Here is a 3,562-nt window from a genome sequence, read left to right on the forward strand (position 1 = left end):
GCCTGAGGGCCCCACGTCGGTGTGGGGCCCTCGGGTGGTGGTGTTGTCCGGCGGTGTCCTACTCTCCCACACCCTGGCGGGTGCAGTACCATCGGCGCTGTGGGGCTTAGCTTCCGGGTTCGGGATGGGTCCGGGCGTTTCCCCCACGCTATGGCCGCCGTAACCTGTTCTCCGCGCGCCCCCTGGCCCGGTTGTTGTGCGGGGTGGGGGTGGGGAAGTGTTCGGGTTGCGGTGTTGCGTGCTGTGTTCTGTTGTGGTGTGTGCTGTGGTGGTGGCTGGGTCCTCCGGGGGCCGCCCCTGGGTGGGGCGGTTTTGGGGGGGTTTGTGGTCTGGGGACCGTAGAGTGGACGCGGGCAGTTCGTGTGTTGCTGTGGTGGTGTGAGGCTGTCGGCCTATTAGTACCGGTCGGCTTCGCAGGTCGTTGGTCCCTGCTTCCACGTCCGGCCTATCAACCCAGTGGTCTGCTGGGGGCCTTCGACACTTGCGTGTCTGGAGATCTCATCTTGAAGCGGGCTTCCCGCTTAGATGCTTTCAGCGGTTATCCCATCCGAACGTAGCCAAGCAGCGGTGCACCTGGCGGTACAACTGCCACACCAGAGGTTCGTCCGTCCCGGTCCTCTCGTACTGAGGACAGCCCTTCTCAGATCTCCTGCGCGCGCAGCGGATAGGGACCGAACTGTCTCACGACGTTCTAAACCCAGCTCGCGTACCGCTTTAATGGGCGAACAGCCCAACCCTTGGGACCTACTCCAGCCCCAGGATGCGACGAGCCGACATCGAGGTGCCAAACCATGCCGTCGATATGGACTCTTGGGCAAGATCAGCCTGTTATCCCCGAGGTACCTTTTATCCGTTGAGCGACGGCCCTTCCACGAGGTGCCGCCGGATCACTAGTCCCGACTTTCGTCCCTGCTCGAGATGCCTCTCTCGCAGTCAAGCCCCCTTGTGCACTTGCACTCGCCACCTGGTTGCCGACCAGGCTGAGGGGACCTTTGGGCGCCTCCGTTACTCTTTGGGAGGCAACCGCCCCAGTTAAACTACCCGTCAGGCACTGTCCCTGGCCCGGATCACGGGCCGAGGTTGAGATGCCCAAAGCGACCAGAGTGGTATTTCAACGACGACTCCGCCGGCACTGGCGTGCCGGCCTCACAGTCTCCCACCTATCCTACACAAGCCGCTCCGGACACCAATACCAAACTGTAGTGAAGGTCTCGGGGTCTTTCCGTCCTGCTGCGCGTAACGAGCATCTTTACTCGTAGTGCAATTTCGCCGAGTTCGCGGTCGAGACAGCGGGGAAGTCGTTACTCCATTCGTGCAGGTCGGAACTTACCCGACAAGGAATTTCGCTACCTTAGGATGGTTATAGTTACCACCGCCGTTTACTGGGGCTTGAATTCTCCGCTTCGCCGTGAGGCTGACGGGTCCTCTTGACCTTCCAGCACCGGGCAGGAGTCAGTCCGTATACATCGTCTTGCGACTTCGCACGGACCTGTGTTTTTAGTAAACAGTCGCTTCCCCCTGGTCTCTGCGACCCCTCCCCCCTCCCAGGCGCGTGTCCTGTTCAGGGCCGGGGTCCCCCTTCTCCCGAAGTTACGGGGGCATTTTGCCGAGTTCCTTGACCGCGATTCTCTCGATCGCCTCGGTATTCTCTACCTGATCACCTGTGTCGGTTTGGGGTACGGGCGGCTAGGACCTCGCGCCGATGCTTTTCTAGGCAGCATAGGATCACCCGATCCCCCCTCGCGGGGGTCCCGTCGGACCTCGGGCTTGATGGGCCGCGGATTTCCCTGCGGCCCGCCCTGCATCCTTGGACCAGGTCAACCATCGCCTGGCCGGGCTGCCTTCCTGCGTCACACCTGTTAATGCGCTTGCCTCGCGGCCTCAGGTCCCACGCTCACCCCCGCCCGCGCCCCGAAGGGCGCCAACAGGGGATCCGTTGGTTAGTATCGGCCGTCCGGCATGGGCGGTCCTTCGCCGGTACGGGAATATCGGCCCGTTGTCCATCGACTACGCCTGTCGGCCTCGCCTTAGGTCCCGACTCACCCAGGGCAGATTAGCTTGACCCTGGAACCCTTGATCATCCGGCGGACGGGTTTCCCACCCGTCTTTCGCTACTCATGCCTGCATTCTCACTCGTGCGGCCTCCACCCCTCGGTCACCCGGGAGCTTCACAGCCCGCACGACGCTCCCCTACCCAGCCCCACCCCTGAACCACGAAGGCTAGGGACACATGGGGCTGCCGCGGCTTCGGCGGTGTGCTTGAGCCCCGCTACATTGTCGGCGCGGAATCACTTGACCAGTGAGCTATTACGCACTCTTTCAAGGGTGGCTGCTTCTAAGCCAACCTCCTGGTTGTCTCTGCGACTCCACATCCTTTCCCACTTAGCACACGCTTGGGGGCCTTAACCGGCGGTCTGGGCTGTTTCCCTCTCGACCACGGAGCTTATCCCCCGCGGTCTCACTGCTGCGCTGTGTCTTGCCGGCATTCGGAGTTTGGCTGACGTCAGTAACCTGGTAGGGCCCATCGGCCATCCAGTAGCTCTACCTCCGGCAAGGAACACGCAACGCTGCACCTAAATGCATTTCGGGGAGAACCAGCTATCACGGGGTTTGATTGGCCTTTCACCCCTACCCACAGCTCATCCCCTCCATTTTCAACTGAAGTGGGTTCGGTCCTCCACGACGTCTTACCGTCGCTTCAACCTGGCCATGGGTAGATCACCCCGCTTCGGGTCTAGACCGCGCCACTGAACGCCCTGTTCAGACTCGCTTTCGCTGCGGCTCCCCCACACGGGTTAACCTCGCGACACGGCACTAACTCGCAGGCTCATTCTTCAAAAGGCACGCCATCACCCCAACAAGGAGGCTCTGACGGATTGTAGGCGCACGGTTTCAGGTACTGTTTCACTCCCCTCCCGGGGTACTTTTCACCTTTCCCTCACGGTACTAGTCCGCTATCGGTCATCGGGTAGTATTCAGGCTTATCAGGTGGTCCTGACAGATTCACACGGGATTCCTCGGGCCCCGTGCTACTCGGGGACACCCGCAAGGGCATGCAACAGGCATTTCAGGCTACGGGACTCACACCCACTCCGGCCGGCCGTTCAAGACCGTTCGCCTATGACCGCACACACCCCGGCACGCCGGCAGACGCACCAAGCAGGACCCCACAACCCCATACGCGCAACCCCTGCCGGGTATCACACGCGCACAGTTTGGCCCTCGTCCGCGTTCGCTCGCCACTACTGACGGAATCACTGTTGTTTTCTCTTCCTGCGGGTACTGAGATGTTTCACTTCCCCGCGTTCCCCCCACACCGCCTATGCGTTCAGCGGCAGGTCACCGCACATGACATGCGGCGGGGTTTCCCCATTCGGACACCCTGGGATCACAGTCCGGTTATCGACTCCCCCAGGCTTATCGCAGATTCCCACGTCCTTCATCGGCTCCCGATGCCAAGGCATCCACCGTACGCCCTTGAAAACCTCACACCCCCACACACGGGGGCGCAACAAATCAAGGAAAAAAACCAAGAAAAAATTGCACACAGGAAAAGGAACCC

Annotated in this window: 2 rRNA genes; both read right to left on the minus strand. The window is 61.3% G+C overall.

The window, feature by feature from the left end:
• Positions 1–45: 45 nt before the first annotated feature.
• Positions 46–162 (minus strand): 5S ribosomal RNA (gene rrf / locus ACLN58_RS19675).
• Between the two features lie 212 nt (positions 163–374).
• Positions 375–3,492 (minus strand): 23S ribosomal RNA (locus tag ACLN58_RS19680).
• Between the last annotated feature and the right edge of the window lie 70 nt (positions 3,493–3,562).

Source organism: Sinomonas sp. G460-2 (assembly GCF_047759905.1).
Lineage (GTDB): Bacteria > Actinomycetota > Actinomycetes > Actinomycetales > Micrococcaceae > Sinomonas.